14 protein-coding genes are annotated in these 11,803 nt (G+C 69.2%); 7 read left to right on the top strand and 7 right to left on the bottom strand.

Annotated features, from left to right (window positions below):
• On the top strand, positions 1–452 hold a 452-nt coding region (locus AACZ35_RS08175; RefSeq protein ID WP_339828100.1), incomplete at its 5' end, for a M3 family metallopeptidase.
• A 67-nt stretch (positions 453–519) separates the two neighbouring features.
• Here AACZ35_RS08175 and AACZ35_RS08170 read toward each other — a convergent pair.
• Together AACZ35_RS08170 and AACZ35_RS08165 are read right to left on the bottom strand one after the other, a co-directional pair.
• Entirely contained in the window at positions 520–963 is a 444-nt protein-coding gene (locus AACZ35_RS08170) for a PA2169 family four-helix-bundle protein (protein ID WP_339828098.1), read from the bottom strand.
• 255 nt (positions 964–1,218) lie between these two features.
• Complete coding sequence (locus AACZ35_RS08165; RefSeq protein ID WP_339828096.1) at positions 1,219–1,746, bottom strand: 8-oxo-dGTP diphosphatase; 528 nt, start codon at positions 1,744–1,746, stop codon at positions 1,219–1,221.
• Between AACZ35_RS08165 and AACZ35_RS08160 the strand changes: the two genes are divergently transcribed.
• Positions 1,740–2,975: a TIGR03862 family flavoprotein gene (locus AACZ35_RS08160; RefSeq protein WP_339828094.1), complete on the top strand. Its 1,236-nt coding sequence runs from the start codon at positions 1,740–1,742 to the stop codon at positions 2,973–2,975. The two genes, AACZ35_RS08165 and AACZ35_RS08160, sit on opposite strands and share 7 nt — an antisense overlap.
• Here AACZ35_RS08160 and AACZ35_RS08155 read toward each other — a convergent pair.
• Complete coding sequence (locus tag AACZ35_RS08155) at positions 2,964–3,839, bottom strand: FKBP-type peptidyl-prolyl cis-trans isomerase (protein WP_339828092.1); 876 nt, start codon at positions 3,837–3,839, stop codon at positions 2,964–2,966. The two genes, AACZ35_RS08160 and AACZ35_RS08155, sit on opposite strands and share 12 nt — an antisense overlap.
• A 70-nt stretch (positions 3,840–3,909) precedes the next feature.
• Positions 3,910–4,623 (bottom strand): pseudouridine synthase, encoded by a 714-nt coding sequence (locus AACZ35_RS08150; RefSeq protein WP_339828090.1) that lies wholly within the window; start codon positions 4,621–4,623, stop codon positions 3,910–3,912.
• Between the two features lie 244 nt (positions 4,624–4,867).
• On the opposite strand from AACZ35_RS08150, the gene AACZ35_RS08145 reads away from it, so the two are divergent.
• Entirely contained in the window at positions 4,868–5,050 is a 183-nt protein-coding gene (locus AACZ35_RS08145; protein WP_339828087.1) for a hypothetical protein, read from the top strand.
• A 66-nt stretch (positions 5,051–5,116) separates the two neighbouring features.
• On the opposite strand, the gene dbpA is transcribed toward AACZ35_RS08145, so the two are convergent.
• Genes dbpA through AACZ35_RS08130 form a run of 3 tightly spaced genes read right to left on the bottom strand, consistent with a single transcriptional unit; the run spans position 5,117 to position 7,602 of the window.
• Entirely contained in the window at positions 5,117–6,487 is a 1,371-nt protein-coding gene (gene dbpA / locus AACZ35_RS08140; protein ID WP_339828085.1) for an ATP-dependent RNA helicase DbpA, read from the bottom strand.
• Between the two features lie 34 nt (positions 6,488–6,521).
• Positions 6,522–7,127 carry a rhomboid family intramembrane serine protease gene (locus AACZ35_RS08135; protein ID WP_339828082.1) on the bottom strand — a complete coding sequence of 202 codons (606 nt, stop codon included), beginning with the start codon at positions 7,125–7,127 and terminating at the stop codon, positions 6,522–6,524.
• Between the two features lie 25 nt (positions 7,128–7,152).
• Positions 7,153–7,602: a hypothetical protein gene (locus AACZ35_RS08130; RefSeq protein ID WP_339828078.1), complete on the bottom strand. Its 450-nt coding sequence runs from the start codon at positions 7,600–7,602 to the stop codon at positions 7,153–7,155.
• An 84-nt stretch (positions 7,603–7,686) separates the two neighbouring features.
• Here AACZ35_RS08130 and AACZ35_RS08125 point away from each other — a divergent pair, with 84 nt between their 5' ends.
• From AACZ35_RS08125 to AACZ35_RS08110, 4 genes are all read left to right on the top strand, one after another.
• Complete coding sequence (locus AACZ35_RS08125) at positions 7,687–8,898, top strand: lytic murein transglycosylase (protein WP_339828076.1); 1,212 nt, start codon at positions 7,687–7,689, stop codon at positions 8,896–8,898.
• A 36-nt stretch (positions 8,899–8,934) separates the two neighbouring features.
• The gene (locus tag AACZ35_RS08120; RefSeq protein ID WP_339828074.1) at positions 8,935–9,804 is read left to right on the top strand and encodes a neutral zinc metallopeptidase; all 870 of its coding nucleotides are present in this window, start codon (positions 8,935–8,937) and stop codon (positions 9,802–9,804) included.
• Between the two features lie 81 nt (positions 9,805–9,885).
• Entirely contained in the window at positions 9,886–10,545 is a 660-nt protein-coding gene (locus AACZ35_RS08115) for an ABC transporter ATP-binding protein (RefSeq protein WP_339828072.1), read from the top strand.
• Positions 10,542–11,803, top strand: a 1,262-nt coding sequence (locus AACZ35_RS08110; RefSeq protein WP_339828070.1) for an ABC transporter permease, incomplete at its 3' end; no start/stop codon positions are given. The genes AACZ35_RS08115 and AACZ35_RS08110, both read left to right, overlap by 4 nt.

The raw sequence follows: 11,803 nt of genomic DNA, 5'->3' as shown, positions 1-11,803 counted from the left end.
TGCTGGCCGCCGAACAGTACGGCCAGGGCCACGCGACCACCGAGTACCTGGCCGCGGCCATGCTCGACCAGTCCATCCACCAGCAGACCGCCGGCAACGTCGCCACCGACACCCTGGCCTTCGAAGCCAAGGCGCTCAAGGCCGCGGGCCTGGACTACGCGCCGGTTCCGCCGCGTTACCGCAGCGCCTACTTCTCGCACATCATGGGCGGCTACTCGGCCGGTTATTACGCCTACCTGTGGTCGGAAGTGCTCGACGCCGAGTCGGTGGAATGGTTCAAGGAAAACGGTGGCCTGAGCCGCGAGAACGGCGACCATTTCCGCAAGACCCTGCTTTCGCGCGGCGGCAGCGCCGACGCCATGCAGATCTTCCGCGACTTCCGCGGCCGTGACCCGGAAGTCGGCCCGCTGCTCAAGCGCCGCGGCCTGGAAGCCAAACCCGACGCCGAATAACCACAAGCACCAGGCAAAAAGAAACCGCCCGAATCACTTCGGGCGGTTTTCTTTTGGGTCGGGTGGATCAGGCGTTGCGCTGGCAGGCGCGCAGTTCCTTGTTCAGGACTTCGGCCTTGGACACGTACTGCTTGGCCAGCACGCGCACCACGAAGCTGTGGTCGCGGTCCAGGACGACCTTCTGGAAGGTGGTCTGCAGCTGGCCTTCGATTTCGGCCATGCGGGTGAAACGCTCCACCGGGGAGTCGGGCCACTGCTTGCGCATGCCGGTGTAGACCTTGCTGAGCTCGACCAGGCTGCTGGCCGGCTTCTTGACGGGCTTCTTGGACTTGGGCGCCGGCTTGACCTCGGCGGAAAGCTCCGCGGCCAGCTCGGACTTGGCCTTGGCCAGGCGGGCAAACAGCGTGCTGACCTTTTTGTCTTTCACCTTCTGCGCCGCTTCTTCGTAGAACGCGGTGCCATCCTCGCTGATCTCGATCAGGTCGGAAATACTGCTGGTGGTGTCGGTCATGCGGCGCTCCTTGGCGTGATGGAATGGCAGCGCGATCGTCCCGCGGCCCAAACCAGGCGGCGGAGTGTCCCGGAACCCGGGACCGGGCGATCACGAAGGAAAGCTTTAAAGCCGTACCAGCACCCGTGGCGGGCGGCTGGAACCGGTTAAGGATACGCTTGTGCGCGTAAAAATTAGGTTATCCACAGGCTCAGGGGGTTTCAAACGCCTGTCAGAAACCATTTCACCGAACTTGCCGGCATTTTAGCGACATTTTCAGCGAGAAACTGCCCAGGACAGCATTTGACCATGCCGGTAGGGCATCACCCCGTGGAACGGCCGTGGATCATCGTCGAAGACCAGGGGCAGGAAATGCCGGTCGCCCTCCCACAGCGGCAGCCCGGCCAACTGGTCCAGCCCGACCCAGTGCAGGTCGCCTTCGGCGTTGCTGGCGGGCGGCTCGCCGCTGAAGGCGTCGACCAGGAAGATGAAACCGAGCCAGTCCTCGCCGTTCTTGCCGAAACCCGGCCAGCTGATCGTGCCGCGAAGGCGCAGGGACAGGCATTCGATGCCGGCTTCTTCGCGGATTTCCCGGCGCATGCCGGACATCACGTCTTCCTCGGGCTCGAGCTTGCCGCCCAGGCCGTTGTACTTGCCCAGGTGGTTGTCCCCGGGACGGGCGTTGCGATGAACCATCAGGCAGCGCCGACCGTCGGCGGACAGCACGTAGCCCAGGGTGGCGACGATCGGGGTGTAAGGCCTCGGCAGGATGGGGGAAGCACAAGCATAATTGACCCATGCCATCGACCCACCTCCCCGGCCTGGCCGTCATCGGCGGCGGCCCCGCCGGCCTGATGGCCGCTGAAACCGCCCGCGCCTCTGGCGTCGAGGTCGACCTGTTCGATGCCAAGGGCTCGGTCGGCCGCAAGGTGCTGATTGCCGGCAAGGGCGGCCTGAACCTGACCCACAGCGAAGCCTTCGGCCAGTTCTGCAGACGCTTCGGCGAACGCAGCGGCGAAGTCACACGTTGGCTGCAGGCATTCGGCCCGGAGCAACTTCGCGAGTGGGCCGCTGGCCTGGGCGTGGACACCTTCGTGGGTTCGTCCGGGCGGGTCTTCCCGACCGACCTCAAGGCCGCCCCGCTGCTGCGCGGCTGGGTGCGCCGGCTGCGCGACCAGGGCGTGCGTTTCCACGTCCAGCATCGCTGGCTGGGCCTGGATGAAACCGGCGCCCATCGTTTCCAGACGCCCGAAGGCGAACGCCGCTTCCAGGCCGGCGCCACGGTGCTGGCCATGGGCGGCGGCAGCTGGCCGCAACTGGGTTCGGACGGCGCCTGGACCCTGCCCCTGGCCGAAGCCGGCGTCGATATCGCCCCGCTGCAACCGGCCAACTGCGGCTTCGACGTTGGTTGGAGCGAACACTTCTCCGGACGTTTCGCCGGCGCACCGATCAAACCCCTGCGCCTGGCGCTGGCCGGCAAGGGCCCGCCGCACTGGCGCCAGGGCGAATGCGTGGCGACCGCCACGGGCCTGGAAGGCAGCCTGGTCTACGCGCTTTCGGCCCAGCTGCGCGAAAGCATCGCGCGCGACGGCGAAGCGGTGCTGCTGGCCGACCTGGTGCCGGGACGCGATACCAAACGCCTGGCCACCGACCTGGCCCGCCCACGCGGTGGCCGCAGCCTCAGCGAACACCTGCGCCGCCAGGCCGGCATCAGCGGCGTCAAGGCCGGCCTGCTGCGGGAAGTGCTGCCGGCCGACGTGCTCAACGGCGACCCGGCCGCGCTGGCGGCGGCGATCAAGGCCCTGCCCCTGCGGCTGCGTGCGGCCCGGCCACTGGCCGAAGCCATTTCCACCGCCGGCGGCGTCCGGCTCGAGGCACTGGACGAAGGCCTGATGCTGCGCGACCGCCCCGGCCTGTTCGCCGCCGGTGAAATGCTCGACTGGGAAGCGCCGACCGGGGGCTACCTGCTGACTGCCTGTTTCGCCAGCGGCCGGCTGGCGGGCAAGGCCGCCGCGGACTGGTTACTGCGCTGAGTCGGGTACCTTGCCGTCGGCATCCAGCGGCTGCTGGATCGGCGCCATCGGGCCAAACGCCAGCAGCGTGACGTCGAACACCAGCATGCCCTTGGGCGCCTGGTTGCCCGGCACGTTGTCATAGGCCAGGTGGCCCGGGATCCAGAACCGGAAGCTGTCGCCGCGCTGCATCAGCAAGATGCCCTCGCGCCAGCCGGCGATCAGGTTCTGCAGCGGGAAGGTCGCCGGCTTGTCCTTGTGCAGCGAGCTGTCGAAGACCTGGCCGGCGGGCGTCCAGCCGGTGTAGTGCACGCGCACGTGGTCCATGGCGCTGGGGTGGCCGGGCGCGCGGTTGCCACGTTCGAGCACCTTGTAGGCCAGGCCGCTGGCGGTGCGGATGGCGTCGGCAGGCGGCGCGGCCACGTCCGGCGGCGCGCGGGTCGGGTCCTTTTCGCCGTGCACGGTGATGTCGAACACGTGCGCCAGGTCGGGCATGCCCGGGTAGCCGGGTTTCATGCGCTCGGCGTCCACCCACCAGCGGCGGGTTTCGCCAATCGGCGTGCTCTTGATGACCCGCACCATGGCCGGCTGCTCGTTTACCAGGCGCCGCATGGAGGTGAGGATCTTGCCGGCCTGCTGGCCATTGATCCGGGTCTCGCCGTCGGCGCTCCAGACGTTGACCGTGAACTCGATGAAATCACCGCGCGTATGCGTCACCGGCGCCGGTGCCGGCTTGAGCACCTTGTAATAGATACCGGTGGCGGTTTCGATCGCGTCCTTGGGCGGCGCGTCGAGCGGGCTTGGCGCGGGCAGCGGTTTCACCTGGGCGGCGACGGGCAGCGCCAGCACCAGCAGGAGGACGGACAGGCAGCGGGACAGCGACATCAAGACAACTCCACTCGTGGACCGGGAGGCCCGGATGGGCCGGCGAACAGGATAACGCAGCCTCCTGGGCTCACCAGTCCTCTTCACCCGGCAGCAGTCCCTTCAGTTCAGCGTCGGTCAGGTTGCGCCAGCGGCCGGGCTTGAGTTCGGCAAGCTTAACGTTGGCGATGCGGATGCGCCGCAGCTGGGTAACGCGGTAGCCGAAGGCGGCAGCCATCAGGCGGATCTGCCGGTTCAGGCCCTGGGTGAGCACGATCGAAAACCCGTAGCGCGCGATCTTGCGGGTGCGGCACGGCAGGGTCATCTGGTTGTGGATGCGCACGCCACGGGCCATGCCGCGCAGGAAATCCTCGGTGACGGCCTTGTTTACACCGACCAGGTATTCCTTTTCCTTCTTTTCCTCGGCGCGAAGGATGCGGTTGACGATGTCGCCGTTGCTGGTCAGCAGGATCAGGCCTTCGCTGTCCTTGTCCAGGCGGCCGATCGGGAAAATACGCTGCTCGTGGCCGACGAATTCGACGATGTTGCCCTTCACCGAGGCGTCGGTGGTACAGGTGATGCCCACCGGCTTGTAAAGCGCGATGTAGACGTGGCGCCGCCGCCCCGGCCGCGCCTCGCGGGCCTTGAGCGCCTGCCCGTCCACCTGGACCTCGTCCTCGGGGCCGACCTGGGTGCCGATGCCGGCCCGCACGCCGTTGACGCTGACCCGGCCCTCGGACACCAGTCGGTCGGCCTCGCGGCGGGAGCAATAGCCGGTTTCGGCGATGTGCTTGTTGACTCGCATGGGTGCCGCGCTGCGTCAGAAGTGGCGCGCATGCTGGCACGGCGCGCCGGGCAAGTCATCCCGGGCGCCAGTGCCGGGTTCCGGCCCCGACCCGAAGATATGGGGGTCCGGGCGGCCTCGGATGTCCCCCGCTGGGGTTGGCTGCCGTTCTTCTTGCACACGGGTCGGGCTCCCCCCGGGGCATGGCACGGAATATGCAGCGCTTTTACTGCAAGCCAACCCCCCTACCCCGCAGGAGAACACCATGGGCATCGTCATCCCCTTCCCCACCAAGCAGGTCCTGGACGACGAACTGGCCATCCAGCTCTGGGAGCTGGTGATGGCCGGCGAAATCGGCAGCGCCGAATACCGCCGCCTGGACGCCGAGATCAACCGCCGCCGCGCCGCCCGCAGCCCGGCGGCCAGCGTCGCCATGCCGGCGCGCTGAACCCGTGCCCGTGCATTTCCAGACGCGCTGGGCGGGCCGTGGCCGCGCCCGGCGCCGCCACCGGCATCAGCCCAGCTTCCGGATCCGGAAACTGCGGCCCTTGACCTTGCCCGTGCGCAGCCTGTCCATGGCCTTCTGGACCTGGCTGCGTTCGATGGCGACGTAGGTCCGGGTCGCGAACCCGGCGATCTTGCCGATCGCCGCCGCGTCCAGGCCGCCGGCGCCGGTCAGCGCGCCCACCACGTCGCCCGGCCGCAGCTTGTCCTGCCGTCCGGCATCAATCACCAGGGTTTGCATCGCCGGCGGCGCCGGTCGCGCCGGCTTGCGCGACAGGTCGATGCGTTCCCAGCGCACGGCCCCGCCCAGGGCTTCTTCGATCGGAATCACCCGGCGACGTTCGTCGCCCGACACCAGGGCCAGGGCCTTGCCGGCCAGGCCGGCGCGGCCGGTGCGGCCGATGCGGTGGGTGTGGATGTCGGCGTCGCTGGCCAGGCCGTGGCTGATGACCAGCGGCAGGCCGGCGATGTCCAGGCCGCGCGCGGCCACGTCGGTGGCCACCAGCACCCGGCAGCTGCCGTTGGTGAACTGCACCAGCACTTCGTCGCGTTCGCGCTGGTCGAGGTCGCCGTGCAGGGCCATGGCGGCGAAGCCGCGCTGCTGCAGGTCTTCGTGCAGCTGAGCGACGTCGCGGCGGGTATTGCAAAAGACCAGGGCCGATTCCGGCGCCAGGTCGCCCAGCAGCAGCGCCACGGCGTCGGCCTTGCGCGGCGCCTCGACTTCGTAGAAGCGCTGTTCGATGGCCTCGCCTTCGGGGTCGGCCACTTCGATCCATTCCGGGTCGCGCTGGTAACGCGCGCCCAGGTCCCGCACCGCTTCGGGCAGGGTGGCCGAAAACAGCAGGGTCTGGCGCGAGGCCGGCGCCTGCCCGAGGATGCCGGCGATGGCGTCGGCGAAGCCCATGTCGAGCATGCGGTCGGCTTCGTCGAGCACGGCCACGCGCAGGCCGTCGAGCTTGAGCGCGCCCTCGTCCATCAGTTCCTGCAGCCGGCCCGGGGTACCCACCACCACCTGCGGCGGATGCACCAGCGACGCCAGGTGCGGTCGCAGCGGCACGCCGCCGCAGAATACGGACACCTTCAGGTTCGGCAGCTGGCGGCCCAGGCGGCGGATTTCCTTGCCCACCTGGTCGGCCAGTTCGCGCGTGGGGCACAGCACCAGCGCCTGCACGCCGCCGGCGGCGGCGTCGACCCGCGCCAGCAGCCCCAGGCCGAAGGCCACGGTCTTGCCGCTGCCGGTGCGGGCCCGGGCGCTGACGTCGCGGCCCTCAAGCAGGGCTGGCAGGCTGGCCGCCTGTACCGGAGTCGGGGTGTCAAAGCCCAGCGACGCCAGGGTTTCGGCCAGGGCGGTGGGCAAGGGGAACGCGCTGAAGGAAGTCATGGCGCATTCTCGCACGCCGCCGTGGAGCTTCCGCTCAGGGATTGAGCAGGGTCTGCCAGAAGTGGCCCAGCACCCGCGGCTCCATCAGCACCGTGAACAGCACGCCGTAGACGGCACCGGCCAGATGGGCGCTGTGGTTGATGTGGTCGGCCTGCTTGCGTTCGGCGTAGATCGAATAGCCCACGTACAGCACCGCGTAGATGATCGCCGGCACCGGGATCACGTACACGTAGATGATCTGCCAGGGCTGGAGCAGGATGAAGGCGAACAACACCGCCGACACCGCGCCCGAGGCGCCCAGGGTGGCGTACTCGGGATCGTTGCGGTGGCGCAGGTAGCTCGGCAGCGCCGACACCACCAGGGCCGAAAGATAAAAACCAACGAAGCCCAGCGGGCCCAGGTAGTCGCCGTAGAAACCCTCCATCAGGCGCCCGAAGAAATACAGCGTGATCATGTTGAAGGCCAGGTGCATGAAGTCGCCATGCACGAAGCCGTAGGTTATGAAGCGATGGAACTGGCGCCCGCGCGTCACCGCCGGCGGCCACAGCAGCAGCTGCTGCAGCAGCTTTTCGTTCGAGAAGGCCAGCCACGACACCAGGCCGGTGACGACGATGATGCCGATCGTGAAGTTCAGTTCCATGGGAATCCTTTCCTGTGCGGGTCGCTCAATCCTGGTTGAGCTTCATTCGTTTGCCATCTGGCGTCAGCACCTCGCAGCCGCCGGTCCACGCCGGCTGTTCGCCGGTTCCGCCGCTCATGCGGCCTTCGGCCAGCTCGCGGAACTCGGCGGCCAGGCCAGCGCGCCCGGGCTCGTCGAGTTTGCACTCCATGCGCATGTCGCCCGGCATGGTCTGGCTGTAGCCACAGAGCTCGTCGTCCATGCCGCTGATGCTGTGCTCGATGACGAAGCCGCGCACGAACGGATGCGGCGACTGGTGGCTGGCGGGCACGCAGGCCTCCAGCGCGGCCGCGAAGGCCAGGTTGGCCGCAGCCGGGTCGGCGGCCGCCTGCGCAGGCGGCGCATCGGCATCGGGCGTCTGCGCCGGGCCGGCAAACGCCAGCGCGGGCAGCAGGATCAGGCCAGACAGCAGGCGGGCCGTGTTTTGGGGCGACATGGCTTGGGCTCCGTGCGTGGGGTCCGGGCCAGCATAACGCGAGCCATGGCGACGATTCAGACCCGGGCTGGCAAAGTGGCGGCCATGCGAATCCCCCACCTGCTGTCTTCCCTGCTGCTGGCCACCGCCGCCCTGCCCGCCCTGGCGGCCGACGACCTGTCGGCCTGCCTCGATGGCCTCCTGCCCAAGGCCCGCGCCGCCGGCATCGGCGAAACCCTGTTCCGCGAACATACCGAAGGCCTGGTGTCCGACCCCTCGGTGCTCGAGGCGCTGGACTACCAGCCCGAGTTCCGGACTCCCATCTGGGACTACCTGGCCGGCCTGGTGGACCAGGAGCGCGTGGACGACGGCCGCGCCCTGCTGGAAGAACACGCCGGACTGCTGGCACGCATTGAATCGGAATACGGCGTCGATCCGGCCACCGTGGTGGCGGTCTGGGGCGTGGAAAGCGACTACGGCCGCACCTTCGGCAGCAAATCCCTGCTGCGTTCGCTGGCGACGCTGTCCTGCGCCGGCCGGCGCCAGGATTTTTTCCGCGGCGAACTGTTCGCCGTGCTCAAGCTGATCCAGGCCGGCGACCTGTCGGCCAGCGGCCTCACCGGCTCCTGGGCCGGCGCCTTCGGGCATACCCAGTTCATGCCTTCGACCTATGCGCGCATCGCCGTGGACGGCGACGGCGACGGCCGCCGCGACCTGGTCGGCTCGGTCCCCGACGCCCTGGCCTCGACGGCCAACTACCTCAAGCGCTCCGGCTGGCGCACCGGCCAGGCCTGGGGCCATGAAGTGACCCTGCCCAAGGGCTTCGACAGCTCGGTGAACGGCCGCACCACGCGCCGGCCGCTGTCGGCCTGGCGCAGCCGCGGCCTGGAACGCGCCGACGGCGGCGAACTGCCGGCCGACGACCGCGCCGCCGCACTGCTGCTTCCCGCCGGCCCCAAGGGTCCGGCCTTCATCGTCTTTCGCAACTACGACGCCATCTATTCCTACAACGCCGCCGAGAGTTATGCCCTGGCCATCGCCCTGCTGGCCCAGCGTCTGCGCGGCGGCGACGGGCTGCAGGCGTCCTGGCCCACCGATGACCCGGGCCTGTCGCGCGCCGAGCGCCGCGAACTGCAGCAGCTCCTGGTGGACCTGGGCCACGACATCGGCCCGGTCGACGGCATGGTCGGCAAACTCACGCGCGAAGCCCTGGCGATCGAGCAGGCCCGACTTGGCCTGCCGGCCGACGGTCGCGCCGGCCAGAAGGCGCTGCAGGCGCTGCGCGCCGACCGCCCCTCGCCTGAGCCGGCCCGATAGCCCACAATCAAATCCGTCCCCCGCGGAGGCAAGGCCATGAAATGGCGCAGTGCACGTCGTAGCAGCAACGTCCAGGACATCCGCGGCCGACGCGGCGGTGGCGGTGGCGGATTGAAGCTCGGCCTGGGCGGCGTCGCCGCCGTGGTGGTGATCGGCCTGCTGCTGGGCAAGAGCCCGATGGAACTGCTGGGCCTGGTGACACAGGTGCAGCAGCAGATGCCCGCCGATTCCGCCGGCCCGGGCGATGCCCCGCCGGTGGACGACGAAGCCTCGCAGTTCGTCGCCAGCATCCTGGGTGAAACCGAAGACGTGTGGGGCGCGATCTTCGAAGCCAGCGGCAGCCAGTACACGCCGGCGAAGCTGGTGCTCTTCAGCGGCCAGGTGCAGTCGGCCTGCGGCGGCGCCAGCGCCGCGGTGGGCCCGTTCTATTGCCCGGCCGACCAGAAGGTTTACATCGACCTGAGCTTCTTCGACCAGATGGAGCGCCGGCTCGGCGGCGGCGGCGACTTCGCCGAGGCCTACGTCATCGCCCACGAAGTGGGCCACCACGTGCAGACGCTCACCGGTATTTCCGGCCGGGTGAACGCCATCCGGCAGCGCGGCGGCAACGTCGAAGGCGCCGAAGGCCCGCTGGTGCGCCAGGAGCTGCAGGCCGACTGTTATGCCGGCCTGTGGGCCCACCACGCCCAGCGCAGGCACGCCTGGCTGGAAGACGGCGACCTGGAAGAAGCCATGAACACCGCCACCGCCATCGGTGACGACACCCTGCAGCGCCAGGGCCAGGGCCAGGTGGTGCCCGATTCGTTCACCCACGGCAGCGCCGCCCAGCGCGTTCGCTGGTTCCGGGCCGGCTTTGAATCGGGTGACGTGGAACGCTGCGACACCTTCGCGGCGAACCAGCTCTAGGCGGCCAGGGACGGGACGGTGGCCGCCGGCGCCGGACAAACCCCCGTTTTCCGCGCCCGTGGGCTGACCAAGACCTATCGCATGGGCCAGGTCGAAGTGCCCGCCCTGCGCGGCATCGACCTGGACCTGTGGCCGGGCGAGTTCGTGGTGCTGCTTGGTGCCTCGGGCAGCGGCAAGTCAACGCTGCTCAACATCCTCGGTGGCCTGGACGCGCCCAGCGCCGGCGAGGTCAGCTGCCAGGGCCATCCGCTGACCGGCGCCGGCGAAGCGGCGCTTACGCGTTTCAGGCGTGAACACGTCGGCTTCGTGTTCCAGTTCTACAACCTCATCCCCAGCCTCACGGCCCGCGAGAACGTCGCCCTGGTGACCGAGATCGCGATGGCGCCCATGCGTCCCGAGGAGGCCCTGGCGATGGTGGGGCTTGCGCAGCGCATGGACCACTTCCCGGCACAGCTTTCCGGCGGTGAACAGCAACGCGTCGCGATCGCCCGCGCCATCGCCAAGCGCCCGGCCGTGATGCTGTGCGACGAACCCACCGGTGCGCTGGATTCACAAACCGGCATCACGGTGCTCGAGGCCCTGGCGCGCACGCATCGGGAAACCGGCGCGTTGACGGTCATCATCACGCACAACGCGGTGATCGCCAGGATGGCGGACCGCGTGATCCAGCTCAGCGACGGCCGGATCGCCGGCGAACAGCGCAACCCGGTTCGCGCCGAGCCCTCGGAGCTGAGCTGGTGAAGGCCCTGGACCGCAAGCTGCTGCGCGACCTGGGCCAGCTGCGCGGGCAGACCGCGGCCATCGCGCTGGTTCTGGTGGCCGGCATCGCGACGCTGGTCATGTCGCTCACCGCCTATCGCGCCTTGTACGACACGCGCGCCCAGTTCTACGGCGAATACCGGTTCGCCGAGGTGTTCGCGCGGGTCGAGCGGGCTCCCTGGCCCCTGCTCGAGGACGTGCGCCGGCTGCCGGGCGTCAGGGGCGCCGAGGGTCGCGTGGTGGCCGGCGTGAACCTCGAAGTCGAAGGCTTCGACGACGCGGTCAATGGCCTGGTGGTGTCCCTGCCCGATGACCGCCAGGCCGGACTCAACCGCCTGTTCCTGCGCGAAGGCCGGCTGCCCGACCCGCAGCGGGCCAACGAGGTCGTGCTTGGCGAGGCCTTCGCGCAGGCGCATCGCCTGCGGCCGGGCGACCGCATCGGCGCCGTGCTCAACGGCCGCCGCCAGGTGCTTGAAGTTGCCGGCATCGGCCTGTCGCCGGAATTCGTGTACCAGATCCGGCCGGGCGACGCCTTTCCCGACTATCTGCGCTACGGCGTGGTCTGGATGCAGCGCGAGCCACTGGCCGCCGCCTTCGACCTCGACGGCGCCTTCAACGACCTGGTGCTGGTGCTCGAACGCGGAACGCTCGAAGCCGATGTCATCGATCGCCTCGACGTGCTGCTGGCGCCCTACGGCGGGCTCGGCGCCCACGGTCGCGAACTGCAGACATCGCACCGGTTCCTGGACGAGGAACTGACCCAGCTGCAGGTGATGGTGCGGCTGTTTTCGGCGGTGTTCCTTGGCGTGGCGGCGTTCCTGCTCAACATCGTCATCGGCCGGCTCGTGCACACCCAGCGCGAACAGATCGCCGTGCTCAAGGCGTTTGGCTACACCCGCGCCGAAGTCGGCCGGCACTATGCCGCGCTGGTGGGCCTGATGGTGCTGGCCGGCCTGCCGCCCGGCATCCTCGCCGGGGCCTGGCTGGGCAATGGCATGGCGGAGATGTACGCCGATTTCTTCCGCTTCCCCTACCTCGATTGGTCGCTGCATCCCACGGCCCTGGCCCTGGCCGGCGCTTTCGCACTGGCGGTGGCCCTGCTGGGCACCCTGACCGGTCTCTACCGTGCGTTTTCGCTGACGCCCGCTGAAGGCATGCGCCCGGAGGCGCCGCCGGCCTTCGGCCGGAGCATGATCGAACGTTTCGGCTTGTTCCGCCTGCTCGACCCGGCCGGCCGCAT

This window comes from uncultured Arenimonas sp., from assembly GCF_963976025.1.
Lineage (GTDB): Bacteria > Pseudomonadota > Gammaproteobacteria > Xanthomonadales > Xanthomonadaceae > Arenimonas.
This window is presented reverse-complemented; position numbering and strand designations above follow the sequence as displayed.

Bases quoted from the DNA above. Each gene is read 5' to 3' on its own strand.
- AACZ35_RS08145 (WP_339828087.1), top strand. From the start codon at position 4,868: ATGGGCATCGTCATCCCCTTCCCCACCAAGCAGGTCCTGGACGACGAA.
- AACZ35_RS08155 (WP_339828092.1), bottom strand. From the start codon at position 3,839: ATGTCGCTGTCCCGCTGCCTGTCCGTCCTCCTGCTGGTGCTGGCGCTG.
- AACZ35_RS08115 (WP_339828072.1), top strand. From the start codon at position 9,886: ATGGGCCAGGTCGAAGTGCCCGCCCTGCGCGGCATCGACCTGGACCTG.
- AACZ35_RS08150 (WP_339828090.1), bottom strand. From the start codon at position 4,623: ATGCGAGTCAACAAGCACATCGCCGAAACCGGCTATTGCTCCCGCCGC.
- AACZ35_RS08170 (WP_339828098.1), bottom strand. From the start codon at position 963: ATGACCGACACCACCAGCAGTATTTCCGACCTGATCGAGATCAGCGAG.
- AACZ35_RS08125 (WP_339828076.1), top strand. From the start codon at position 7,687: ATGCGAATCCCCCACCTGCTGTCTTCCCTGCTGCTGGCCACCGCCGCC.
- AACZ35_RS08135 (WP_339828082.1), bottom strand. From the start codon at position 7,127: ATGGAACTGAACTTCACGATCGGCATCATCGTCGTCACCGGCCTGGTG.
- AACZ35_RS08165 (WP_339828096.1), bottom strand. From the start codon at position 1,746: ATGGCATGGGTCAATTATGCTTGTGCTTCCCCCATCCTGCCGAGGCCT.
- AACZ35_RS08130 (WP_339828078.1), bottom strand. From the start codon at position 7,602: ATGTCGCCCCAAAACACGGCCCGCCTGCTGTCTGGCCTGATCCTGCTG.
- dbpA (WP_339828085.1), bottom strand. From the start codon at position 6,487: ATGACTTCCTTCAGCGCGTTCCCCTTGCCCACCGCCCTGGCCGAAACC.
- AACZ35_RS08120 (WP_339828074.1), top strand. From the start codon at position 8,935: ATGAAATGGCGCAGTGCACGTCGTAGCAGCAACGTCCAGGACATCCGC.
- AACZ35_RS08160 (WP_339828094.1), top strand. From the start codon at position 1,740: ATGCCATCGACCCACCTCCCCGGCCTGGCCGTCATCGGCGGCGGCCCC.